This is a genomic window from Tenacibaculum ovolyticum DSM 18103, assembly GCF_000430545.1.
GTDB classification, from domain to species: domain Bacteria; phylum Bacteroidota; class Bacteroidia; order Flavobacteriales; family Flavobacteriaceae; genus Polaribacter; species Polaribacter ovolyticus.
Map to the genome: position 1 here is coordinate 141002 of NZ_KE387165.1, position 22856 is coordinate 163857.

Genomic DNA, 22856 nt, shown 5'->3' on the forward strand with positions numbered 1-22856 from the left:
CCACCAAAATCCTATTAGATTTGGTGGTGTTTTCATTTACTAATAAGCCAAAATATTTATTGCGTAACCTTTACTGTTTTAGTAGCTTTGCAGGCTTAACAACACAACAACAATGAACAATACAAAAACTATTAAATCTGCTCTTATTTCGGTATTTCACAAAGATGGATTAGCTCCAATAGTGAAAAAACTTGACGAATTAGGTGTAACAGTTTATTCTACAGGTGGAACAGAAAGCTTCATCAAAGAACTAGGAATTAATGTCGTACCCGTTGAAGAAGTAACTTCTTATCCTTCAATTTTAGGGGGACGTGTGAAAACATTGCATCCAAAAGTATTTGGAGGTATATTAAATCGCCAAGATCATGATGGAGATATTACTGAGATGCAAGAGTATAATATTCCTCAACTAGATTTAGTTATTGTAGATTTATATCCTTTTGAAAAAACAGTAGCTTCAGGTGCTCCTGAACAAGACATTATTGAAAAAGTAGATATAGGTGGTATTTCATTGATACGTGCAGCTGCTAAGAACTTTAAAGATACTGTAATTGTTTCTTCAATGGAACAGTACGAAGGTTTCTTAAATTTAATTACAGAGAATAGCGGAAATACAACGATTAACGACAGAAAGAAATTGGCTGCAAAGGCATTTAACGTTTCTTCTCATTATGACACAGCTATCTTTAACTACTTTAATGAAGATGAGATTGCTTATAAAGCAAGTGAAAACACTTCTAAAACTTTAAGATATGGAGAAAATCCACATCAAAAAGGTTATTTCTTTGGTGATTTAGATGCTATGTTTGATAAGTTACACGGAAAGGAACTTAGCTACAATAATTTACTTGATGTTGATGCTGCTATAAATTTAATGAATGAATTTAAAGGAGAAGCACCAACTTTTGCTATTTTAAAACATAATAACGCTTGTGGTTTTGCTCAAAGAGAAACTATTTATACAGCGTATGTTGATGCCTTAGCTGGTGATCCAACTTCAGCTTTTGGAGGAGTTTTAATCTCAAACTCTAAAATTGATAAAGCTACTGCTGAAGAAATTCATAAATTATTTTGTGAAGTAGTAATAGCTCCTTCTTTTGATGACGAGGCTTTAGTTATCTTAAAAGGGAAAAAGAATAGAGTCTTATTAATTCAAAAAGAAATAGCATTACCACAACAAACTGTTAGAACCGCTTTAAACGGTGTTTTAATACAAGATAAAGATAACGTTACTGATAAATTAGAAGATTTATCTTACCCTACCAACAATAAACCAACCGATAGTGAGTTAGATGATTTATTATTTGCATCTAAATTATGTAAACACACAAAATCTAACACTATCATCCTAGTTAAAAACAAACAATTACTAGCAGGAGGAACTGGTCAAACAAGTAGAGTTGATGCATTATCACAAGCTATTATTAAAGCAAAGAGTTTTAATTTTGATCTAAATGGCGCTGTTATGGCAAGTGATGCTTTTTTCCCTTTTCCTGACTGTGTAGAAATTGCAAATAAAGCAGGAGTAAAAAGTGTAATTCAACCAGGTGGTTCAATTAAAGATCAATTAAGTATTGATTATTGTAACGAACATAATGTTTCGATGGTTTTTACTGGAACTAGACATTTTAAACATTAATAAGAATAATGTAAAATACCCGCAGATTTTTATTAGATTTGTGAGAATACATTAAAAATAAGTAAAACAACGGACATTATATGGGATTCTTCGATTTTATGACAGAAGATATTGCTGTCGATTTAGGTACAGCAAACACACTTATAATCCACAATGGTAAAGTTGTCATAGACAATCCATCTATTGTTGCACGTAACCGACTGACAGGTAAAATTATTGCTACTGGTCATGAGGCGAACAGAATGCAAGGGAAGACTCATGAAAATATTAAAACTATTCGTCCGTTAAAAGATGGTGTTATTGCAGACTTTCAAGCATCTGAAGAGATGATTAAAGAATTTGTAAAACAAATTCCTGCAATAAAAAAGAAACTTTTTCCACCTTCTTTAAGAATGGTTATTTGTATTCCTTCAGGAATTACCGAAGTCGAAAAACGAGCAGTTATCGATTCTGGACGTCATATGAACGCAAAAGAAATTTATTTAATTTACGAACCAATGGCTGCTGCTATTGGTGTTGGCGTTGATATTATGGAACCGAAAGGTAATATGATTATTGATATAGGTGGGGGTACCACTGAGATTGCTGTAATTGCGCTTGCAGGTATTGTATGCGACCAATCAGTAAAAGTTGCTGGAGATTTATTTACCAGCGATATTATGTATTATATGCGTACGCAACATAACTTATATGTAGGTGAAACTACAGCTGAGAAAATAAAAATCCAGATTGGTTCTGCTACTGAAGATTTAGACACCCCTCCTGAAGATATGATGGTACAAGGGCGTGATTTATTAAGTGGAAAACCGAAACAAGTACAAGTTTCATATAGAGAAATTGCTAAAGCTTTAGATAAATCAATCTTACGTATCGAAGATGCTGTTATGGAAACTTTATCTAAAACACCACCTGAATTGGCTGCCGATATTTATAATACTGGTATTTATTTAGCTGGTGGAGGATCTATGCTTAGAGGTTTAGACAAGCGTTTATCTAGAAAAACGGACTTACCTGTTTATGTTGCCGAAGATCCTTTACGTGCTGTAGTAAGAGGAACAGGTATCGCATTAAAGAATCTTGAAAAATACAAATCTGTATTAATCAAATAAATTGAAATGATTATTTATGCAACAGCTTATTTATTTCTTTCAGAGGTATAAAAACTTCTTGTTTTTTCTATTTCTAGAAATTATTGCTGTTGCATTAATATTTAATAATCATAGCTTCCATAGAAGTAAATTCATTAGCTCTACTAATTATATAACTGGGAGTTTACATGAAAAATCTTCAACTATTTCAGAATATTTAAACTTAAGAAATAGCAACGAGGAACTTGCTGAAGAAAATACAGATCTAAAAAATAAACTAGCTAAACTATACGCTCTTATTGATACTGTAAAAACTAGTATTAGCTATTTAGATTCAGTACAAAAGTACACATATATCAACGGAAAAATAATAAGTAATACATACAGTAATGCCAACAACTTCATTTCTGTAAACAGAGGAATCAAAGATGGTATTACTACAGAAATGGCTGTTATTAATAGCAAAGGTCTTATTGGTATTACAGACAATGTTGGCACAAATTATTCTAGAGTACAATCTATCTTAAATTCTAAAAGTAGAATAAACGCAGGTTTTAAAAACAATAATCATTACGGTACTTTAAAATGGAATGGTAAAGATTATAATACTGTTCAGTTAACTGATATACCACGCCAGGCTGTTTTTAAAATAGGTGATACAATTGTTACAAATGGTAAATCAGCTATTTTTCCTAAAGGTATTCCTGTCGGAACAGTTAATCAAGTCTCGGAAAAACTAACAGCTTCAAACACTATCGAAGTGAAATTATTTAATGACATGTCTAATTTAAGTCACATATATATAATTAAAAACTTTTATAGAGAGGAAATTAAAAAAGTAGAAAACAAAAATGAATAAGACAATTTACATCATATTTTTATTTATTTTCTTACTATTACTACAAGTTCTTGTTTTAAATAACGTACTATTTTTAGATTATATAAACCCTTATTTATATATTGTTTTTGTTTTCCTATACCCTTTAAATACAAACAGGGTTCCATTCTTAACCCTATCTTTCTTATTAGGCTTATTTGTAGATACCTTTTCAAATTCAGGAGGCATACATGCCTTTTCTATTTTATTTATAGCATATATAAGGTTATTTTTTGTCAAAGCTATTTTTAAAAAAAATGAATCTGATTACCTCTTATTTAACCTAAGACTACAAACATTTGGAAGTGTTTTTAATTATACGGTAATTTTAACACTTATCCATCACTTCATCTTATTTAGTTTAATTAATTTTAGCTTTTACAATTTTTCAGACGTACTTATAAGTACAATTTTTTCAAGTGTATTTACGTTAGTATTATATTTTCTAGGAAACTTTCTTTTTAGAAAAAAGCTTGTATAAAAAAAGCAATTAATTAAAGTCTTTTCATCAGAAAAAAAACAATAAATGAAACGGAGTTTCTTACTAATTTTCTTAATTACCGCTATTGGTTTAATTTACATTAGTAGGTTATTTCAACTACAAATTATTCGTGGGAAAAATCAGAACCCAACACAAAGTTCTGCTGTTAAAATTGAATATGATTATCCAGAACGTGGTCATATATACGATAGAAACAACAAATTACTTGTTGCTAATCAATTATCATACGATGTAATGATTGTTCCTAAAGATGTTGAACCTTTAGATACTTTAGAGTTTTGTTCTCTTTTAAAAATTGATAAAGAAAGTTTTAAAAAACGTTTTAAAAGCGCCGTAAAGTATGCTCGATGGCTACCTTCAAAATTCCTAAAACAATTAGCTAAAGAAGATTTTGCTTATCTACAAGAAAAGTTACCTAAATACAAGGGGTTCTATATTCAAAAACGTATTATTAGAAACTACCCTGTTAAATCTGCAGCAAATATTGTTGGTTTTATTGCTGAAGTAAATGAAAAGAAAGCTAAAACAAATGATTATTACGAACAAGGAGAATTAATTGGTAAACTTGGTATTGAAAAGCAATATGAACCTGCTCTTAGGGGTGTAAAAGGTAAAAAACATTTTAAAAGAAATAATTTAAATAAAATTACAGGCTCTTATAAAAACGGAAAATACGATACACTTGCTGTAACAGGAAAAGATTTAACACTTACCATCGATAGTGACCTTCAACAATACGGAGAGTTATTAATGACAGGAAAAAGAGGAGGAATTGTAGCGATTGAGCCTAAAACGGGTGAAATTCTAGCTTTAATAACCGCCCCATCCTACGACCCCAATTTATTAGTTGGTAGAAAACGTTCTCCTAACTCAGTAAAACTATTTAATGACACTATTAACATGCCTACTTTTGATAGAGGATTACAAGCAATGTATCCACCAGGCTCTCCTTTTAAAATACTTAATGGTTTAATTGGCTTACAAGAAGGTGTTGTTGATGAAAAATTTGGAGTTTATTGTCATCACGGATATAAATATGGTTTACGAAAAAATGAATTTATGGGATGCCATTGTGGTATAACAGGTAGGCTTATTCGTTTAAAAACTGCAATTGCAAAATCATGTAATAGTTATTTTGCAACAACCTATAAAAAAATCATAGACAAAACAGGAAACCCTAAAGAAGGAATGGATAACTGGAACAAACATGTAGAAAGTTTTGGTCTTGGTAATTATTTAGGCTATGATTTACCTGCAGGTAGAAAAGGAACCATTCCTGATGCCGAGTTTTATAACAAATGGTATAAGAACAGATGGAGATCTACTTATACTATTTCCAATTCAATTGGCCAAGGTGAAATACTTACCACCCCAATGCAATTAGCAAATATGACTGCTGCAATTGCAAACAAAGGTTATTTTCACACCCCACATATAGTAAAGAAAATAGATAATAAAAAAATAACTGACTCTATATATACTACTCGTAGAAATACCACAATAAACCCTGAACATTTTACAATTGCAATTGAAGCTATGCATGAAGTTTTTACAAATGGTACAGCTAGCTCAAGTCAGATAAAAGGTATTGAAATCTGTGGAAAAACAGGTACTTCTGAAAATAAGATTAAGATTATAAATGGCGAAAAAGTACAAGCTAGTGATCACTCTATCTTCATTGCTTTCGCTCCTAAAGATGATCCAAAAATTGCTATTGCTATTTTTGTTGAAAACGGTGGTTATGGTTCAACCATTGCAGCTCCAATCACTAGTTTATTAATTGAAAAGTACCTAAATAAAACTATCTCAAGAAAACATATTGAAGACCGCATGATTAATCTAAGTCTTCAAAAGGAATATGAGAAACTAATTAAAAAGAAAGATACCCTTGCGCCAGGAACGAAATAATATTTTTGAAGGCATCGACTGGATGCTTATTTTACTATACGCACTACTTGTTGGTTTTGGATGGATGAATATTTATGCTTCATCATCTACAGATGAAACAAGAGAAATATTTGACTTTTCGACTAAATACGGAAAACAATTTATTTTCATTTGCTGTAGTGTACCTGTAATTATTCTAGTTCTCTTTTTTAATTCAAAGTTTTACGAACAGTTTTCAAGCGTTTTATATATATTATCATTAATTTTATTAGCCGGAGTATTAATCTTCGGAAGAAAAATTAACGGAGCAAGATCATGGTATAATTTCGGAGGTATAGGACTACAGCCTTCCGAATTTGCAAAAGTATTTACAGCATTAGCACTCGCAAAATTAATGAGTGATAGACAATACGACTTAAAATTAATTAAAAACCAAGTAAAAACGTTTGTTGTTATATTTTTACCTGCTTTTTTTATTGCTTTGCAACCCGACATGGGATCTGTCTTAATCTACTTTTCCTTCTTTTTTGTTTTAAATAGAGAAGGGTTGAGTTTAGTCTACCTTATATTTGGTACTTTATCAATCATATTATTTATATTAACCATCTATTTTGGTGCAAATTGGATTCTTTTAATCTGTTTCTCAATAATTACATTAGCCATAATTTATGGTTTTTATAAAAACAAGCATTTTATTCGTTTCAATGCGATAAAAATAGTGTGTCTATATCTTTTTACAAGTATATTTATTTTTGGTATTGGATACACCTATGACAATATATTAGGACCTCATCAAAAAGATAGATTTGACATTCTTTTAGGTAAAACAACAGATCTTAAAAACAAAGGATACAATACTTATCAATCTGAACTAACAATTAGCTCTGGAGGTTTCTTTGGTAAAGGTTTTTTACAAGGTGATAGAACCCAAGGGAAATTTGTTCCTGAACAAGAAACAGATTACATCTACAGTACAGTTGGTGAAGAATGGGGTTTTTTAGGTAGTTCAATCGTTATCATTCTCTTTATGCTACTCCTATATAGAATCATTTACTTAGCCGAAATTCAAACAAATAAGTTTGGTAGAATATATGGTTATGGAATTGCTTCAATTATATTTTTTCATCTTATTGTAAACATAGGAATGGTTATCGGCTTATTGCCTACTATTGGAATTCCTTTGCCTTTTTTCAGCTATGGAGGATCATCTCTCTGGGGCTTTACATTACTTCTTTTTATTTTCATAAGATTGGATGCTCATAAGAAATACGATTGGTAATCAATTTACCTTCATACAAGCTATTTTAACAACTTGTTACAACATAAGTAAAGACTAGACTTAAACTATATAATAGAGTCAAAACATGAATCTATATTTAGTTAATTTTAATTGTATTAAGTAAAAATACAAAAGCTACTACAATAGGAGATATAAGCAACTAATTTAATTAACCAACTTTACGGGAGCTCCTCACACCCCAAAGTGATCACATACTAAATATTTTATTAACAAGATTTCATAAAAAATTAAATGCATAAAAAAACGTTTCAATAAAATTGAAACGTTTTTCAGGTATTTAAAAATACTTTTTTTTATAAAGCAGCTACGTGTTTAGCTAATTTAGATTTTAAGTTAGCTGCCTTATTCTTATGAATAATGTTGTTTTTAGCTAATTTATCTAACATAGACACAACTTTAGAAAACATTCCTTCTGCTTCTTTTTTGTCTTCAGTAGCTTTTAAGTTTCTAACAGCATTACGTGTAGTTTTATGCTGATATTTATTTCTTAAACGCTTTACGTCGTTACTTCTAATTCTTTTAATCGCTGACTTGTGATTTGCCATTATACTAATTCTTAATTGTTTATAAAAAACTTTGTAGTCCGTACGGGAATCGAACCCGTGTTACATGGATGAAAACCATGCGTCCTAACCCCTAGACGAACGGACCAAAACAATCGTTCTGATTGCGGGTGCAAATATATAAAAAATATCTATATCTGCAATGTAATTTTAATATTTTTAATCTTCTTTTGATAAAACTTTTAACTCTTATCTAAGTTAATTAAACTTGTAGTCCGTACGGGAATCGAACCCGTGTTACATGGATGAAAACCATGCGTCCTAACCCCTAGACGAACGGACCAGAACAATCATATTTCCTGATTGCGGGTGCAAATATAGAAACACTTTTTCACTTGCACAATGCTTTTTTAAAGTTTTTTATTTTTTATTAATTTAAATTCAACAAACACATAAAAACCAACTAATTATAAAATAATTTATTTTTCGTTAAATATTTGTTTTGAAATAAAAACATGGTAAAACAACAATAACACTCTATTAAAACATTAACTTATTAAAGAACCTAGATGAAAATTATTAGTCACTCTTTAGCTTTATCTTTTAAAATGAAGCATAAAAAACATTCTAGTTTAGTTATTTAATAACAACTGCATAAGACTATCCTAATATTACTAATAAAAAAACCTGCAAAAGCAGGTTTTTTTATTAGTATGCCTTTGCAAAAAGGACTCTTTTAGAAGATGGGTTGCCTGTAAAGACACATTTCCCTATTTCTTCTTTAGCATCGTTAGGAATACACCTAATAGTAGCCTTTGTTAATTCTTTAATCTTATCTTCGGTTTCAATCGTTCCGTCCCAATGGGCAGAAACAAAACCTCCCTTATTTTTTATTACGTCTTTAAACTCATCAAATGTATCAACCTCTGTTGTATGATTACTCCTATAGTCTAAAGCCTTTTTAAATAGATTTTCTTGAATATCTTCTAATAGTTTAACTGCAACGTCTACAACTTCATCAATAGCAACTGTTTTCTTTTCAAAAGTATCGCGACGAGCAACTTCAACGGTACCATTTTCTAAATCGCGATTACCCATTGCAATTCTTACAGGAACTCCTTTTAACTCATACTCAGCAAACTTTGCTCCTGGCCTATAAGTATCTCTATTATCAAATTTAACAGAAACCCCTTTTTTACGTAACTCCTTAACAATTACATCAACCTTTTCAGTAATTGCATTTAATTGATCATCTCCTTTATAGATAGGAACAATTACAACTTGAATAGGTGCTAATTTTGGTGGTAGCACCAAACCTGCATCATCAGAATGAGTCATAATCAACCCACCTATTAAACGTGTTGAAACTCCCCAAGAGGTTGCCCAAACATGCTCTTTTTTTCCTTCTTTAGAAGTATACTTTACATCAAAAGCCTTCGCGAAATTTTGTCCTAAGAAATGAGAAGTTCCTGCTTGTAATGCTTTACCATCTTGCATTAATGCTTCAATAGTTAAAGTATCATCAGCTCCTGCAAAACGTTCACTCTCAGATTTAGCTCCTTTAATCACAGGCATCGCCATAAAATTCTCAGCAAATGTTGCATACACTTCTTGCATTTGTTTTGCTTCAGATATTGCTTCTCCTTTTGTTGCGTGAGCAGTATGTCCTTCTTGCCATAAAAATTCAGCAGTTCGTAAAAACAAACGAGTACGCATTTCCCAACGGACGACGTTTGCCCATTGATTTATTAATAAAGGTAAATCACGATACGATTGTATCCAACCTTTATATGTATTCCAAATAATTGCTTCAGATGTTGGGCGAACTACTAGTTCTTCCTCAAGTTTAGCGTCAGGATCTACACGTAATTTCCCTTCATTATCAGGGTCGTTTTGCAAACGATAATGCGTTACTACAGCACATTCTTTAGCAAAACCTTCTGCATTTTTTTCTTCAGCTTCAAACAAACTTTTAGGAACAAATAGTGGAAAATAAGCATTCTCATGCCCTGTTTCTTTAAACATCCTGTCTAATTCAGCTTGCATTTTCTCCCAAATAGCATATCCGTAGGGCTTAATTACCATACATCCTCTAACCGCTGAATTCTCAGCTAAATCAGCTTTTACAACTAATTCGTTATACCATTTAGAATAATCTTCATCTCTTTTTGTTAAATGTTTACTCATAATCAAAAGTTTGGCACAAATATTGTTATTTAATCAACGTAAAATTGTCTATGCAAAACTACATTAAAAAGGGTACAAGCCCAACAAAGAAATACTATTTTGCGCTCCAATTTTCGAATTTGTTTTTTATAACCTTAAAAATTTAAGCAATGAAGTTACATTACACCAAGACCAAACTTCCTTTTTATATACTATCATTATTTATAATGACGACACTAGTTTCTTGCGGAACAATGCAAACTGTTGCTGGTAATGATGATGGAATTTATGCTGACGACGAACAACAAAAACAACCTCAGCGTAGAATTATTGTTGCAAATAATAAAGAATATAAAGAGCACGAAGAGAATTACTTCGCTAAAGAAGTTGAACGTCTAGAAGATTTAAATGGAACTGATATTATTACTGATATAGATGATTATTCTTCTGAAGACCCTCTTTATAATAATGAGCAGGACTTAATTAATGAAGAAGAATCGGAAGTAAGTATTAGCTACAATAATAATGAACCTTGGGGGTATAATAATAACTCTAGTGATGTTGTAATAAATATTAACACATCACCTCAATGGGGATACTACAATAATTGGGATACTTATTATGGTTATAATTACAACAGACCATGGTGGCGTTCACGCAACTCATATTACGGGGGTTATAATAATTATTGGCATCCTTATAACTACGGACATTATTACAACTATGGAGTCTATTCTAATATAGGTGGTGGTTTTTACAATTCTTTTTATTGCCCTCCTTACTACAGAAATAATTATTATCGTTCAAATAGATATTATAACAACTCAAGATATAATAATCGCTATTACAGATCATATAGAGGGTCAAATCCATATAGAAAAAATAGAACCGCATATAACTCACGAAGAAGTTATAATAAAGCAAGACGAAGTGCTACAAGCTCAAGAAGATCTTCAAAAGCTTATAATAGAAATAACAGAAGCACTCGTTCAAGAAGTACAAGAAGCTATAACAAAAAAAGAGCAACAAGAGGCACAAGAAATACGAGAAACTATAATAATAGGTCTACTAGAAACACTAGAAGTTATAACTCTCGTAAAAACAATACAACTAGAAATACAAGAAGTACAGGTAATGCAAATCGTAGTTATAATACAAGAGGTCAAAAAACAACTCGTAACACAAGAAGTGTAAATTCAACAAGAAAAAGCACTAGAAGATCACAAAGTAACGCTACTCCTAAAAGAAGCAGCAGAACTTACTCTTCTAACAGAAATTCAGAAAGCTCTAGAAACTCTTCTTATACTCCATCTAGACAAAGCTCAAATACAAGCACTAGAAGTTCTTCTCCATCAAGAAGCAGCTCTAATAGAAGCTCAAGAAGCTCTTCTTCTAGTCGTAGAAGCTCAAGAGGTGGTCGAAGATAATTTTAACCAAATTTTCTAAATAAGTTATAAAACTAATTTAACGAAAAACATGAAACGAATTTTAATTTTTGCGATAGTTATCGCTAGTACTCATACTGCCTTTTCTCAATCTTTAGGATATAATGATTTAGGTATTCTATTTTCTAAAGATGACAATTATGGAACTGCTCGCTTTGAAGCGATGAGTGGTGCCTTCGGTGCTTTAGGTGGAGATGTTTCTTCTTTAGGAATTAATCCTGCAGGAGCTTCAGTTGCTAAGAAAAGTGTATTTTCTGCTACACTAAGTAATCGTAATACAGAATACTCTTCTATGTATTATGGAAATACAACCAATATACAAGACAATTACCTAGATATTAGTCAGGCAGGTGGAATTTTATCTTTTGATACAGCATATAATTCTGAATGGAATCGTTTTGCTCTAAGTTTTAATTATAGAGTTAAAAAAGATTTTGATGGTTTTTACTCTGCTGAAGGAAATAGTAATAACTTATTTTATAGTGAGCATGTTGCTGATAGCAAAACTGTAAAAACACAGTTTGATGGTAGTATAGAACAATATAATTCAAGTAGAACCCAAGGACAAACAAGTGTTTTTAACGTTGGTTTTTCTGCAGTGCATCAAAATAAATTATTTTTAGGTGCTTCTGTAAATTTTCATGATATAGAATTTTACAGAGAAGCTTACTTTAATGAAGTAAACGATGACATTAATGGAAATATATTAGATGTTGAAAGCTATTCTGAGACATCTATACAAGGAAGCGGAATCTCTCTTGGCTTAGGTTTCATTTATAAACTAAACCAGAACCTTCGTGTTGGATTAGCATACGAAACCCCAACTTGGTATCAAGAAGTTATTGAAGATTACTATGATGAATTGATAATGAATGAAGTAAAAAACTTAAATATTGATTCAGATATTGATAATATAACTCCAGAATCATATTTATACAAATTTAGATCTCCTAGTAGAATTACTGCTAGTGGTGCTTATATATTTGGTAAACAAGGACTAATTAGTTTTGATTACACATATAAAGATTATAAAAATACAAAATTTAATAATGGTAATTTTTCTCAAGAAAATGCAAATTTCGCAAACAATTATCGCAATACACAATCGTTAAACATTGGTACAGAATGGCGTTTTGATAAAATGAGTATTCGAGGTGGATATCATTATGAAAAAGACCCTAACCTTCTTTTAGGAGGTAATACAAATAAAGATAATGTTAAAGGATATTCTGCTGGTTTAGGTTATAATTTTGGAAATATGAAATTTGATTTAGCGTATAGCAATTATGAAAACAAACAATATTACACTATTTATAATACTGAAGATTTAAATATAAAAAACAACACCTCAAGAATTTCAGCTACTGTTACTTTTAGCTTATAATCGTATAGATAACAACTTTATATAAAAAGTCCTGCTTTCGCAGGACTTTTTATATTCACATATATCAGTTTTTTACCGTAATTTTGCACTTCATTTTACAACTTATGAGCTCAATTAAAATAAACATACAGGAAACGAATAACGAAACCATTCTTAAATTTGTAAGTAATACAATTTTAATAAACGGTGGTAGTTATGAATTCAACAATATAGATGAAGCTAAAGATTCACATTTAGCACAACAACTTTTTTATCTTCCATTTGTAAAGAAAATATTAATTACAGCAAATTTTATTGCTATTCAACGTTATGACATCGTTCAATGGGATGATGTTGAAGAAGAGGTTCGTGAACAAATTGAAAACTATTTACAAGAAGGAAACACACTTGTAAAAGAAGAAATAAAGAAAAAAGATGCCGTTGAAGTATATGCCGAGGTTACACCAAACCCAGCTGTAATGAAATTTGGCTCTAACAAAGCACTTACTCAAACAGATGTTGAATTTAAAAATATTGAAGAGGCAAGTAAATCATCACCATTAGCACAAGAATTATTTAGTTTTCCTTTTGTAAAAGAAATTTTCATTTCTGAAAATTATGTATCTATCACAAAATACGATATGATAGAATGGAATGAAGTGCATCAAGAAATTCGTACTTTTATAAGAAGTTATATTCAAGATGGAAAAACGATTATACAAGAACTTCCGAAACAACAAACCAAGCAAAATGTTGAAATACCTAAAGAAGATTTAACTGAGACTGAGGCTAAAATTGTTGATATTTTAGACGAATATATTAAGCCAGCTGTTGCTTCAGATGGTGGTAATATTGCATTTCAATCATACGATAAAGAAACAAAAAGAGTTAGTGTAATTTTACAAGGAGCTTGTAGTGGATGTCCTTCATCAACCGTAACTTTAAAAAACGGTATTGAAACAATGCTTAAAGATATGCTACCAAATCAGATTAACGAAGTAGTTGCAATTAACGGATAATTCTTAATTTATATGTCAAAAACAATCAAACCGTACAAAAATTCTGAATTAGGGAAAAAAGAGCAGGTCGCTAAAATGTTTGACAATATTTCTGAAGACTACGATGGTTTAAATCGCGTTATTTCTTTAGGAATTGATGTTAGCTGGAGAAAAAAAGTAGTAAAATTGATTGGCGAAAATAATCCTCAACAAATTTTAGATATTGCTACTGGAACAGGTGATTTAGCTTTAATGATGGCAAAATTGAATCCTAAAAAAATTGTTGGTTTAGATATTTCTGCAGGAATGTTAGAAGTTGGAAAGCAAAAGATAGAAAAAGCTAACTTAACAGATAAAATTGAAATGATTGTTGGTGATAGCGAAAACATCCCTTTTGATGACAATACTTTTGATGCTATTACTGTTTCTTTTGGAGTTAGAAATTTTGAAAACCTTGATAAAGGTTTAACTGAAATATACCGAGTTTTAAAGCCTGGAGGTAAATTTGTAGTTTTAGAAACCTCTAACCCTACTAAGTTTCCTTTTAAACAAGGCTATAAATTTTACACTAATTTTATCCTACCTGTTATTGGTAAAATATTTTCAAAAGACAAAGTTGCATACTCATATTTATCTGAAAGTGCTAATTCTTTTCCTTTTGGAGAAGCCTTTAACAATATTTTACAAAAAAACGGGTTTAATAGTGCTAAGAATTTACCCGTAACTTTTGGTGTTGCATCAATTTATACCGCTTTAAAATAATATGTTAAAAAAACTCATTCTTCTCGGATTCTTCGGATTTATTTCATACAGCTCTCAAGCACAACGTGAAAAAATACTAAACCTCCCTAGTTTTGATAAGGACCTTTTTCATTATGGTTTTTATTTAGGTACTAATAGTAACAACTATAAAGTATCTTATAAGCCTAGTTCTTTTAATAATGCAGAAATAGAAGCTACATCTTCTATTGGTTTTAATGTTGGTTTAATTGCCGATTTACGGTTACACAACAACATAAACTTAAGGTTTGAACCTGGTTTAATGTCTAATACCAAAACATTAACATTTAAGCATATTTCTGGAGCAGATAATGTAAAAACTAGAGAAGTTGGAGCTACTTACCTACACTTACCAATAATATTAAAGCTAAGCACTAATAGACTTAATAATGTAAGACCATATGTGTTAGGAGGTATATCGTATGATTATAATTTTTCGAGTAATGAAAATAATGATAACGATAATTTTACTGGAGAGTTTAGAACAACAACAAGTAATATGATGTATGAAATAGGTGTTGGAGTAGATTTTTATTTCAGTTACTTTAAGTTCTCCCCTTCTATAAGAGGTGTTTTTGCGATTAACAATGAAATTGTACATGACAATAAAGCCTTAAGTCAATGGACAGATCCTATTGACTATCTAGGTACAAGAGGTGTGTTTCTACATTTATCTTTTGAATAATAAAAAAAGCTACTATATTAATAGTAGCTTTTTTTTATTCTAGTAACTACCCTATAAATAGAAACTAAAACACAAAGAAAATGACTTCCGTTTCCGAAAGTCATTTAAATAACCAAGAAGGCAGGAGTCCCCCGAATTCTACCTTCTTGGTATGTGACACAATTATTTATTTCAAGTCACATATATATCAAAAAAAAAATGATCATCTTTCGATGATCATTTCAGTAAAGAAAAACTTTACTAATAAGATAGAAGTCCCCCGAAATCTATCATATTCTTTTAAAATTTGATGTATCAAAGATATAAAAAAAACTTAAATTTATTTATTTTTTAACAATTATTTTACTATCTACGACGTCCTTTATAGGAAAGACTACTTTCTCATTAGCAGTTGTAACTGTTAAACATATATTATCTATTGCTGTTATAACTCCCTCAACATCACCTATAATTACCTTTTCACCTATTCCTATGTTTTTTCTAGAATAATAACCATAAAGTAATTTTGCTACAACATCTTTAGCTCCAAGACCAAATGCCAAAGTAAACGCCAAAAGAACAGAACCTATTAAAAGAGTTAAGTTACTTTTTATAACAGATGTATCTACACCGGCTTGATCTAATGCTGTTATTGATAAAAATACTACTATTAAATAAAAAGCAATATTACCTACTAAATTACCTCCTGAAATCTCAAAAGACTTAAACATCGTTTGAACAGCCTTCTTCACTACTGTACCTAAATAAGCACCAACAACAAATATTCCAATAGCTGTTAATAATCTCGGTAAATAAGCAAAAAAGTTTTTAATTCCTTCCGATACGATTTTTAAACCAAACATTTCAGCGCCAACCATAACTAATACAAAAATCAAAAACCACTTTAATACTGCTAATATTACATTAGTTAATACAATATTTATAGTTGAATTTCCAAATATTTCTGTTTTACTTAATTTTTTTGACCATTCATCTATTTTTGTTTTTGATAGTGCTTTTTTAATAACATATAAAAAAACTTTTATCAATAACCATGAAGCTACAACAAAACCTATAAACCCAGCTACTGTAGGTAACTTGTCTATTATACTTTCAAAGGTATCTTTAAAGGGTTTAAAAAAATTAATTTGTAATCCGTACATAATAGTTAGTATTAGTTCTTAGTCTATTTTAATTTATTCTTTAGTCGAAGCTTCCCCTCCACCTAATAGATCAACGATTGTACTGGGATATTTCACCACAAATAAATCAGCCATATCTATAGTTAGCTTTATCATAGCTACATCATTAAGTACTTTTTCTTTAAGTACTTCTGGTAACTCTTCGTTATGTAATATTTTCTTAAATGGGTTATCCATAATTATTACAATTCGTTATAGGCTTTTATAACTTTTCCTTTCGCTCTTTTCAAACGCATTTTTACAGCACTCTCTCCCAAGTCTAATGTTATTGAAATATCTTTAATACTCATATCATCTTGATATTTCATTAATAAAATCATTTTTTCGGAAGCAGCAATTATTTCTAGAGCCTTCGCTAATTTATCTGATTTTAATTCAAATAATGTAGCGTCGTCAATTTCATCTTCATTACTATTTTCTTTAATTTGATCAGTAACTACCGTTACTTTTTCTTTTCTTTTCTCTTTATTTCTTTGCACGTAATTTACACAGAAATTATAGGTAAAAGAATATAACCATGTAGAAAATTTCGATCTACCTTTAAAAGTTCTTAATTTTCCAAATAAAAGAATAAATACATCGTGTGTTAAATCTTGTGCTTCTTCTTTATTTTTAGAAAAACCATAACATTTATTATACACCACGCCAGCATAACGGTCATATAAAACTGCGAATAAATGAGTATCATTTTTTTCTACAATTTTACTAACCAGCTCTTCATCGCTTAGTTTTGTTATATCAAGACTTTTCAATAGCTAAGTTTGGTTCTTAATTTATAATTAGGCTTGCAATTAGTTAAGACCCTTTTATTTAAAAAAGTCACTTTTTATTCTTTTAGAGTTTCGCAAATTTAACACTTCTTTAACTAAAAAAGAAATTAAATAAAAAAGACTATTTAAAACTACTCTTTAATATTATTATGATATATAATTTTACCAATACCTAAATAAAAAACATTTACAAATAGGTTAATAAAACAAATCATCTATGTTCTAAAAAACGCTTTTCAAATAATGTAGTAAATTTAATATGCTAGGCATAAAATGTTATTTCAATATATTTAAAGGCAAACCATGTTTTTAACTTATAATCTACTATAAACTTTTACAACTTTTTGCTTTGCTCTTTTTATTCGCATTTTCACAGCACTGTGTCCTAAAGCTAACATTTCAGATATATCATTAATGCTCAAATCTTTTTGATATTTCATTAAAAGAATATTTTTTTCTGAAACAGGTATAATTGCTAATGCTTTTTTAAGTTTTTCAGATTTTAATTCAAAAAAAGTTACATCATTAACATCATCATTATTATCTTTAATACGATCTGTTATTACAGTAATTTTTTGTTTTTTCTTATAACTATTACGGTTCACATAGTTTACACAAAAATTATAAGTAAAAGAATATAACCATACAGAAAACTTAGAAGATCCTTTAAAAGTTTTTAACTTAAAAAACAATCTTATAAATACATCATGCATTAAATCTTCTGCCTCATGTTTATTTTTAGAGAAACCATAACATTTATTGTATACAAGCCTATAAAAGCGCTTATATAATATTGCGAACAACGCTCTATCATTTGTTCTAATTATTTCAAAAACTAAATCTTCGTCGGTTATTTTAATTGCTATACTATTCATTTTGGTTAGGTTTAGACCATAAATTAAATGAATGACTATTATTTAAAAAGTTAAAAAAGTTTAAATAACATTATGTATCGGTAAATGACCAAAAACAAACTTTTTAATAAAAAACAAACTTTTTTGTAACATAAACACTTTTTCTAACGTATAATGTTATGTAGGGAGATTGATGAATTAATAAAAACATTACTTAATCAGATGAGACAACTTAAAATTACCAAGCAGGTTACTAATAGAGAAACCGCTTCTTTAGACAAATATTTACAAGAAATAGGAAAAGTAGATTTAATTACTGCCGATGAAGAAGTAGAATTAGCACAAAGAATTAAAGCTGGTGACCAAAGAGCCTTAGAAAAATTAACTAAAGCAAATTTACGTTTCGTTGTTTCGGTAGCAAAACAATATCAAAACCAAGGATTAACATTACCAGATTTAATTAATGAAGGTAATTTAGGTTTAATTAAAGCTGCAAAACGTTTTGATGAAACTCGTGGATTTAAATTTATCTCATACGCTGTATGGTGGATTCGTCAATCTATATTACAAGCATTAGCAGAACAATCTCGTATTGTACGTTTACCATTAAACAAGATTGGATCTATTAACAAGATTAATAAGATGTATGCTTTCTTAGAGCAAGAAAATGAAAGACCTCCAAGTCCTGAAGAAATTGCTAAGAAATTAGATATGACAGTAAATGACGTAAAAGAATCAATGAAAAATTCTGGTCGTCACGTATCAATGGATGCTCCATTAATTGAAGGAGAAGATTCTAACTTATACGATGTATTAAACTCGGGAGAATCACCAAACCCAGATAAAACGTTACTACACGAATCTTTACGTATAGAAATTAATCGTGCCTTAGAAACATTAACACCTCGTGAAGCTGATGTTGTTAAACTTTACTTCGGTTTAGGTGAACACCAACCAATGACTTTAGAAGAAATTGGAGAAACTTTCGATTTAACTCGTGAGCGTGTTCGTCAAATTAAAGAAAAAGCAATCCGTAGATTAAAGCATACATCTCGTAGTAAAATATTAATGACTTACTTAGGATAGTAATCGCAGATTACATTAAGTATCTCACTCATATTTTTTAGAACATGAGTATATAAAATAAAAAACTCTCGAATTAATTTTCGAGAGTTTTTTATTAGAAGCTATTTCCTGCTTTTTGCTATATCTTTTTTTCATACTTCAAAAAAGGATGCCGCTTCAATCAGGGCTAAAATAAACACAACAGCTATTATATATTTTTTATAACACTAATTATTTATATTTGCAAGCTAACAATACAACAACAAACTAATGAGTAATTTAATTGCACCTTCAGTGTTAGCAGCAGATTTCGCTAACCTACAAAGAGACATCGAAATGGTAAACAATAGTGATGCCGATTGGTTTCATATTGATATTATGGATGGTGTATTTGTACCAAATATATCTTTCGGAATGCCAGTTTTAAAAGCGATTACAAAACACGCTAAAAAAACAATCGATGTGCATTTAATGATTGTAAATCCAGATCAATACATTGAAACCTTTGCTAATTTAGGTGCAGATATTTTAACAGTACACTACGAAGCTTGTACTCACGTACACAGAACAGTTCAGGCTATAAAGGCAGCAGGAATGAAAGCAGGAATAGCTTTAAACCCTCATACACCAATTGCTGTTTTAGAAGATATTATTCAAGATTTAGACTTGGTATGTATTATGAGTGTAAATCCTGGTTTTGGAGGACAATCATTCATCGAGAATACTTACAAGAAAATAAGTCAACTTAAACACCTTATTGAATTTTCAAAATCTGAATGTCAAATAGAAATAGATGGTGGTGTAACCGATAAAAACGCTAATAAACTTATTGAAGCTGGCGCTAATGTACTTGTTGCTGGTAGTTATGTTTTTAAAAGCGATAACCCTACCGAAACTATTAGAAGCTTAAAAGAATTGGTAAATTAAAATAAAGAAAAGAGGAGGTTTAAAAACCTCCTCTTTTTAGTTTAAAATTGTTCTAATAAATAATTAATTAAATCGGTTGTAGTTACAATACCAACTAATTCGTTATTATCAACAACTGGTAACGCATGAAATTCTTTTTTAGATAAAATTTCGGCAACCTCTTTTATTGTTGACGAAGAATTTACTGTTACTAATGTTTTTGCCATTACCTGATCAATAGTAAACATATTATAAACCACTGTATCTACATCTTTTTCATCTTCATCAGCAGCATCTGCAAAACTAATTCTTAACAAATCAGTATAACTCAACATTCCTTTTATTTCAGTACCGCTTACAACAGGAATATGTCTTATTTTTTCTTTCTTAAATAACTTTTCAGCAAGCATTAAATCATCACTACTACTTAATGTAATTACATTTTTACTCATAATAGCTGATACTGGTGTTCTTTTTTTCATAATTGTTCTCTTTATATAATCAGTTTACCTTTAATTTCAATATCAAATTTCAGCAATAAATTCAACTAAAAACCTGATTGAAATCATGCTTTATTATTTAATTTATTTGTAAATTATGCTTTATAAATACGCATTAAATTGATAGAAAAACTAGAACAGCATTACGGTTATTTATTTGAAGACGATTTAATTAAAGAAATAGCTGATGTTGCTATTTACAAGGAGTTTAAAGCCAATTCAATCATTATTGATATTGATAGCTATTTGGTTTCTATTCCTTTAATAATTAGTGGTGCAATTAAGGTTTTAAGAGAAGATAAAGATGGTGACGATCTTGTTTTATACTATATAGAAAAAGGTGACACTTGTGCCATGACACTTTCTTGCTGTATGGGTGCAACCAAAAGTAAAATTAAAGCAATTGCCGAAACGGATGTTACCGTATTAATGATTCCTAAAGGTAAAATGTCTGAATGGTTAAGTAAATACAAAAGTTGGCAAGATTACATTTTACAAAGTTATCATTCTAGACTTAACGAGTTTATTGAAGCTGTAGACTCTATTGCTTTTTTAAATATGAATGAACGCCTACATAAGTATCTAAAAGATAAAGCAATGGTTATTGGTGATGACACTTTAAATGTTACTCATCTGCAAATAGCAAACGACCTACATACTTCAAGAGTTGTTATTTCTAGATTATTAAAAGCTTTAGAAAAACAATCTAAAATTGAACTACATCGTAACCAAATAAAAATACTAGAACTTTAATTGTATTGATTTATAATTAAGCATTAGTTCAATTTTAGTATAAAGCTTAGGAAATTTTCGTTCTAAATCTTTTGGTGTTTCAAAAAAGTGTTCCATAATTACAGCTACAAATTCTAATTTATTTGTTAATGCATATTCTCTAAAGTAATTTGAATCTTTAATTACACTTGTATTATTCTTATCATTCATAAATGCCGTTATTTCTTTAAAAACTTTATAGAAAATTCTAGCACTAACATCTTTAGATTTATGGCCATGAAAAGTTAAAGCATGTGTAAATTCATGAATACCTAAATTCAAATTATCGTTTAATACAACATCTCCTAACAAAAAATCTTCCCAAGAGAAAACAATCATTTTAAAACCAGGATTAAACTCTCCTTTATGATACTGTTTTGTAATTAATGAATAAAAGTTATTAGGGTAAATAACTATTTTATCGAAAGTACTTGTTAAATACCTTCTCATTCCAAAAGTTAGCTTAACGTATGATGCTGCTATTAAAACTTTCATTTCGGGAGTTAATTCAAAATTTTCTCTTTCAATAAAATCATAATTTCGTATAAATCTAACTAGTCGATGCTCAAAATATTCTTTATGCTTAGTACTTAACCGCTGATAAAAAGATACGTTTTTTATTAAAAACGCTTTCTTTTTTCTTGGTAATTTTTTCTTGACTAAATAAAAATGTACAAAAATTGGTTTGTTAAATGCATATACATAAATAGATTCAACAAAATTTACTCCAACTCCAAAAAAACTAACCAAAAAAGTTAGGTATTTTATTATAGCTATATGTTTCATTATAAAATTAACTAAATTATTTTTTGTGAAACCAAAACGGTACTATTATAATGATTACTTTATCTAAAAAACCTTCTTTTATAAAGAAGAATCTATAACAAATATACTTTATAAATTTACGCTAAAACAAAAATACGTAATAACCCAATTTTCCCCTTCTAAGATATAAATACTCTCACCTATAGTTTTTACATTATTTAAATACAGACAGACTTGTCTGACTGTATTTAAATTTATACCTTTGTTTAATAAATAAAAAAATATGAGTACTCCTCGCGAGAGAATATTAGATGTTAGTTTAACCTTATTTCATCATCAAGGATATAATAAAACAGGTATTAACCAGATAATAAAAGAGGCAAAAGTTGCAAAAGCAAGCTTCTATCAACACTTTAAATCTAAAGATGATTTATGTGCTGAATTTTTAAACACGAGACATAAATATTGGTTCTCTGAATTACAAAAGTTTGTTTCTACAGTTAAAATCTCAAAAGAGAAAATACTAAGTTCATTTGATTTTTTAATGTATATGAATCAAAAAGAAAATTACAGAGGTTGTAGTTTTTTAAATATTATTTCAGAAATATCCGAAGATCAAGAGAGAATATTCATAATCATCCAAAACCACAAAAAGGATTTAAGAAACTTCTTTAAAGAACTAATTAAAGATGAATTACTGTCTGCTCACGTTTATTTACTTTTTGAAAGTTCTATTATAGAAAGTCAACTTTTCAAGTCCAACGAATTAATAGAAAAATCGAAAACAATAATTAATAATATATTATAATAT

Annotated in this window: 23 protein-coding genes and 2 tRNA genes; 15 read left to right on the forward strand and 10 right to left on the reverse strand. The window is 29.6% G+C overall.

The window, feature by feature from the left end; all coding sequences use genetic code 11:
- The first annotated feature begins 112 nt into the window (after positions 1–112).
- From purH to rodA, 6 genes are all read left to right on the forward strand, one after another.
- Positions 113–1639 (forward strand): bifunctional phosphoribosylaminoimidazolecarboxamide formyltransferase/IMP cyclohydrolase, encoded by a 1527-nt coding sequence (gene purH, locus H518_RS0116975; RefSeq protein ID WP_028890182.1) that lies wholly within the window; start codon positions 113–115, stop codon positions 1637–1639.
- An 80-nt stretch (positions 1640–1719) separates the two neighbouring features.
- Positions 1720–2748: a rod shape-determining protein gene (locus H518_RS0116980; RefSeq protein ID WP_028890183.1), complete on the forward strand. Its 1029-nt coding sequence runs from the start codon at positions 1720–1722 to the stop codon at positions 2746–2748.
- Positions 2749–2764: 16 nt separating this feature from the next.
- Complete coding sequence (gene mreC / locus H518_RS0116985; RefSeq protein ID WP_028890184.1) at positions 2765–3586, forward strand: rod shape-determining protein MreC; 822 nt, start codon at positions 2765–2767, stop codon at positions 3584–3586.
- Entirely contained in the window at positions 3579–4085 is a 507-nt protein-coding gene (gene mreD, locus H518_RS0116990; protein WP_028890185.1) for a rod shape-determining protein MreD, read from the forward strand. The genes mreC and mreD overlap by 8 nt, the downstream gene beginning before the upstream one ends.
- A 45-nt stretch (positions 4086–4130) precedes the next feature.
- Complete coding sequence (mrdA, locus tag H518_RS0116995) at positions 4131–6014, forward strand: penicillin-binding protein 2 (protein ID WP_028890186.1); 1884 nt, start codon at positions 4131–4133, stop codon at positions 6012–6014.
- Complete coding sequence (rodA, locus tag H518_RS0117000; protein ID WP_028890187.1) at positions 5995–7272, forward strand: rod shape-determining protein RodA; 1278 nt, start codon at positions 5995–5997, stop codon at positions 7270–7272. Before mrdA ends, rodA begins: the two co-directional genes overlap by 20 nt.
- A 314-nt stretch (positions 7273–7586) precedes the next feature.
- Here rodA and rpsT read toward each other — a convergent pair whose 3' ends face one another.
- From rpsT to proS, 4 genes are all read right to left on the reverse strand, one after another.
- Positions 7587–7838, reverse strand: a complete 252-nt coding sequence (rpsT, locus tag H518_RS0117005; RefSeq protein ID WP_028890188.1) for a 30S ribosomal protein S20 — start codon at positions 7836–7838, stop codon at positions 7587–7589.
- A 34-nt stretch (positions 7839–7872) separates the two neighbouring features.
- Positions 7873–7944 (reverse strand) — tRNA-Glu (locus tag H518_RS0117010).
- A 123-nt stretch (positions 7945–8067) separates the two neighbouring features.
- A tRNA-Glu gene (locus H518_RS0117015) sits at positions 8068–8139 on the reverse strand.
- Positions 8140–8504: 365 nt separating this feature from the next.
- Entirely contained in the window at positions 8505–9983 is a 1479-nt protein-coding gene (proS, locus tag H518_RS0117020) for a proline--tRNA ligase (protein ID WP_028890189.1), read from the reverse strand.
- Positions 9984–10132: 149 nt separating this feature from the next.
- Between proS and H518_RS0117025 the strand changes: the two genes are divergently transcribed.
- From H518_RS0117025 to porT, 5 genes are all read left to right on the forward strand, one after another.
- Positions 10133–11389 carry a hypothetical protein gene (locus H518_RS0117025; RefSeq protein WP_155995260.1) on the forward strand — a complete coding sequence of 419 codons (1257 nt, stop codon included), beginning with the start codon at positions 10133–10135 and terminating at the stop codon, positions 11387–11389.
- A gap of 49 nt (positions 11390–11438) precedes the next feature.
- Positions 11439–12791: an OmpP1/FadL family transporter gene (locus H518_RS0117030; protein ID WP_028890191.1), complete on the forward strand. Its 1353-nt coding sequence runs from the start codon at positions 11439–11441 to the stop codon at positions 12789–12791.
- A gap of 104 nt (positions 12792–12895) precedes the next feature.
- Positions 12896–13789 (forward strand): NifU family protein, encoded by an 894-nt coding sequence (locus tag H518_RS0117035; RefSeq protein WP_028890192.1) that lies wholly within the window; start codon positions 12896–12898, stop codon positions 13787–13789.
- A 12-nt stretch (positions 13790–13801) separates the two neighbouring features.
- On the forward strand, positions 13802–14530 hold the full coding sequence (ubiE, locus tag H518_RS0117040) for a bifunctional demethylmenaquinone methyltransferase/2-methoxy-6-polyprenyl-1,4-benzoquinol methylase UbiE (RefSeq protein WP_028890193.1): 729 nt from the start codon (positions 13802–13804) through the stop codon (positions 14528–14530).
- 1 nt (position 14531) lies between these two features.
- Positions 14532–15233, forward strand: a complete 702-nt coding sequence (porT, locus tag H518_RS0117045; protein ID WP_028890194.1) for a type IX secretion/gliding motility protein PorT/SprT — start codon at positions 14532–14534, stop codon at positions 15231–15233.
- A gap of 323 nt (positions 15234–15556) precedes the next feature.
- Here the strand turns inward: porT and H518_RS0117050 are convergent, their stop codons facing one another.
- The 4 genes from H518_RS0117050 to H518_RS0117065 all read right to left on the reverse strand — a co-directional run bounded on the left by H518_RS0117050 (position 15557) and on the right by H518_RS0117065 (position 18059).
- Entirely contained in the window at positions 15557–16375 is an 819-nt protein-coding gene (locus H518_RS0117050) for a mechanosensitive ion channel family protein (protein WP_051263828.1), read from the reverse strand.
- 33 nt (positions 16376–16408) lie between these two features.
- Complete coding sequence (locus H518_RS0117055) at positions 16409–16591, reverse strand: hypothetical protein (protein ID WP_028890196.1); 183 nt, start codon at positions 16589–16591, stop codon at positions 16409–16411.
- Between the two features lie 5 nt (positions 16592–16596).
- Positions 16597–17166 carry an RNA polymerase sigma factor gene (locus tag H518_RS0117060; RefSeq protein WP_028890197.1) on the reverse strand — a complete coding sequence of 190 codons (570 nt, stop codon included), beginning with the start codon at positions 17164–17166 and terminating at the stop codon, positions 16597–16599.
- Positions 17167–17498: 332 nt separating this feature from the next.
- Positions 17499–18059 (reverse strand): RNA polymerase sigma factor, encoded by a 561-nt coding sequence (locus H518_RS0117065; protein ID WP_028890198.1) that lies wholly within the window; start codon positions 18057–18059, stop codon positions 17499–17501.
- A 201-nt stretch (positions 18060–18260) separates the two neighbouring features.
- Between H518_RS0117065 and H518_RS0117070 the strand changes: the two genes are divergently transcribed.
- Together H518_RS0117070 and rpe are read left to right on the forward strand one after the other, a co-directional pair.
- Complete coding sequence (locus H518_RS0117070; protein WP_028890199.1) at positions 18261–19124, forward strand: sigma-70 family RNA polymerase sigma factor; 864 nt, start codon at positions 18261–18263, stop codon at positions 19122–19124.
- 249 nt (positions 19125–19373) lie between these two features.
- Positions 19374–20030 (forward strand): ribulose-phosphate 3-epimerase, encoded by a 657-nt coding sequence (rpe, locus tag H518_RS0117075; RefSeq protein WP_028890200.1) that lies wholly within the window; start codon positions 19374–19376, stop codon positions 20028–20030.
- A gap of 41 nt (positions 20031–20071) precedes the next feature.
- Here rpe and H518_RS0117080 read toward each other — a convergent pair whose 3' ends face one another.
- Positions 20072–20491, reverse strand: coding sequence for a CBS domain-containing protein (locus tag H518_RS0117080; RefSeq protein WP_028890201.1), 420 nt, complete (start codon positions 20489–20491; stop codon positions 20072–20074).
- A 138-nt stretch (positions 20492–20629) separates the two neighbouring features.
- Between H518_RS0117080 and H518_RS0117085 the strand changes: the two genes are divergently transcribed.
- On the forward strand, positions 20630–21262 hold the full coding sequence (locus H518_RS0117085) for a Crp/Fnr family transcriptional regulator (RefSeq protein WP_028890202.1): 633 nt from the start codon (positions 20630–20632) through the stop codon (positions 21260–21262).
- On the opposite strand, the gene H518_RS20130 is transcribed toward H518_RS0117085, so the two are convergent.
- On the reverse strand, positions 21251–22066 hold the full coding sequence (locus H518_RS20130; RefSeq protein WP_051263829.1) for a zinc-dependent peptidase: 816 nt from the start codon (positions 22064–22066) through the stop codon (positions 21251–21253). The genes H518_RS0117085 and H518_RS20130 overlap by 12 nt on opposite strands.
- 262 nt (positions 22067–22328) lie before the next feature.
- Here H518_RS20130 and H518_RS0117095 point away from each other — a divergent pair, with 262 nt between their 5' ends.
- Entirely contained in the window at positions 22329–22853 is a 525-nt protein-coding gene (locus H518_RS0117095) for a TetR/AcrR family transcriptional regulator (RefSeq protein WP_028890203.1), read from the forward strand.
- The last annotated feature ends 3 nt before the right edge of the window (positions 22854–22856 follow it).

Excerpts from the sequence above, each read along its gene's own strand:
- purH (WP_028890182.1), top strand. The coding sequence starts at position 113 with ATGAACAATACAAAAACTATTAAATCTGCTCTTATTTCGGTATTTCAC.
- H518_RS0116980 (WP_028890183.1), top strand. The coding sequence starts at position 1,720 with ATGGGATTCTTCGATTTTATGACAGAAGATATTGCTGTCGATTTAGGT.
- mreC (WP_028890184.1), top strand. The coding sequence starts at position 2,765 with ATGCAACAGCTTATTTATTTCTTTCAGAGGTATAAAAACTTCTTGTTT.
- mreD (WP_028890185.1), top strand. The coding sequence starts at position 3,579 with ATGAATAAGACAATTTACATCATATTTTTATTTATTTTCTTACTATTA.
- mrdA (WP_028890186.1), top strand. The coding sequence starts at position 4,131 with ATGAAACGGAGTTTCTTACTAATTTTCTTAATTACCGCTATTGGTTTA.
- rpsT (WP_028890188.1), bottom strand. The coding sequence starts at position 7,838 with ATGGCAAATCACAAGTCAGCGATTAAAAGAATTAGAAGTAACGACGTA.
- proS (WP_028890189.1), bottom strand. The coding sequence starts at position 9,983 with ATGAGTAAACATTTAACAAAAAGAGATGAAGATTATTCTAAATGGTAT.
- H518_RS0117025 (WP_155995260.1), top strand. The coding sequence starts at position 10,133 with ATGAAGTTACATTACACCAAGACCAAACTTCCTTTTTATATACTATCA.
- H518_RS0117030 (WP_028890191.1), top strand. The coding sequence starts at position 11,439 with ATGAAACGAATTTTAATTTTTGCGATAGTTATCGCTAGTACTCATACT.
- H518_RS0117035 (WP_028890192.1), top strand. The coding sequence starts at position 12,896 with ATGAGCTCAATTAAAATAAACATACAGGAAACGAATAACGAAACCATT.
- ubiE (WP_028890193.1), top strand. The coding sequence starts at position 13,802 with ATGTCAAAAACAATCAAACCGTACAAAAATTCTGAATTAGGGAAAAAA.
- porT (WP_028890194.1), top strand. The coding sequence starts at position 14,532 with ATGTTAAAAAAACTCATTCTTCTCGGATTCTTCGGATTTATTTCATAC.
- H518_RS0117050 (WP_051263828.1), bottom strand. The coding sequence starts at position 16,375 with ATGTACGGATTACAAATTAATTTTTTTAAACCCTTTAAAGATACCTTT.
- H518_RS0117055 (WP_028890196.1), bottom strand. The coding sequence starts at position 16,591 with ATGGATAACCCATTTAAGAAAATATTACATAACGAAGAGTTACCAGAA.
- H518_RS0117065 (WP_028890198.1), bottom strand. The coding sequence starts at position 18,059 with ATGAATAGTATAGCAATTAAAATAACCGACGAAGATTTAGTTTTTGAA.
- H518_RS0117070 (WP_028890199.1), top strand. The coding sequence starts at position 18,261 with ATGAGACAACTTAAAATTACCAAGCAGGTTACTAATAGAGAAACCGCT.
- rpe (WP_028890200.1), top strand. The coding sequence starts at position 19,374 with ATGAGTAATTTAATTGCACCTTCAGTGTTAGCAGCAGATTTCGCTAAC.
- H518_RS0117080 (WP_028890201.1), bottom strand. The coding sequence starts at position 20,491 with ATGAAAAAAAGAACACCAGTATCAGCTATTATGAGTAAAAATGTAATT.
- H518_RS20130 (WP_051263829.1), bottom strand. The coding sequence starts at position 22,066 with ATGAAACATATAGCTATAATAAAATACCTAACTTTTTTGGTTAGTTTT.
- H518_RS0117095 (WP_028890203.1), top strand. The coding sequence starts at position 22,329 with ATGAGTACTCCTCGCGAGAGAATATTAGATGTTAGTTTAACCTTATTT.